Genomic DNA, 818 nt, shown 5'->3' on the forward strand with positions numbered 1-818 from the left:
GCCCGGTGGGCCTGGGACTGGTCCTCCAGCTCCCGACGGAGCTCGGCGAGTTCGCGCTGTGCGTCGGCGAGTTGCTGGCGGGCCCGGCTGGCCTCGCCGTGTGCCTCGGCCACGGCGGCCTGTGCCTGCTCGGCGAGCCGTACGGCTGAGGCCCGCTCGCCCTCGGCTCGTTCCCGGGCACCGCGTGCCTCGGCGACGTCGGCGACGGCGGCCACGCGGGCCTCCTCGACCGCGGCGAGTTCCACCCGGCGCGCCTCTCGGGCGGCGGTGAAGCACTGAGGCCGGCCCCGGTTGGGGTCGGCCTCAGCGCTTGACCTAGTCACCGGCAGAGGGGGTACGCACCGGTTCCTCTCCCCGCTTACTCAGCTGCTGGACCGCGCCTCGGCGAACTGGTCCGCTTCGTGGCGGTCTTCTTGGCGGTCGTCTTCTTGGCAGCTGCGGCTGGCGACTTCGCCGGCGTGGTGGTCCTGGTCCGCTTCCTCGCTGGGGGTACCTGAGCGGCCGTCGGCTCCTCGACCGGCACCGGCTCGCTGGCCGTGTGCCGCATCCGGACAAGCCGGGCGTTCAAGACGCTGACCACTGCGGCCTCGACCGGCCGCCGGGCTGCCGCGAGCTCCGCGCGGGCCTGCTCGGCAGCGGCCTGGTGGGCCTTGCCCTCCTCGACGGCTGCAGCACGGCTCTGCTCGACCTGCGCGAGCTCGGCCGCGTGGGCCAATGCCGCGGCCGCGAGCTCCGCGCGGGCCTGCTCGGCAGCGGCCTGGTGGGCCTTGCCCTCCTCGACGGCTGCAGCACGGCTCTGCTCGACCTGCGCGAGCTCG

1 protein-coding gene and 1 pseudogene are annotated in these 818 nt (G+C 75.1%); both read right to left on the reverse strand.

Features of this window, described 5'->3' with window-relative positions; genetic code table 11:
• Positions 1 to 245: hypothetical protein (locus tag ACIG5E_RS34330; RefSeq protein ID WP_396540287.1), on the reverse strand; the 245-nt coding region annotated here is incomplete at its 3' end.
• Positions 246 to 358: 113 nt separating this feature from the next.
• Positions 359 to 818, reverse strand: a pseudogene (locus ACIG5E_RS34335) (hypothetical protein); the annotation flags it as partial.

The sequence above is a fragment of the Kitasatospora sp. NPDC053057 genome, assembly GCF_044546945.1.
Classification (GTDB): domain Bacteria; phylum Actinomycetota; class Actinomycetes; order Streptomycetales; family Streptomycetaceae; genus Kitasatospora.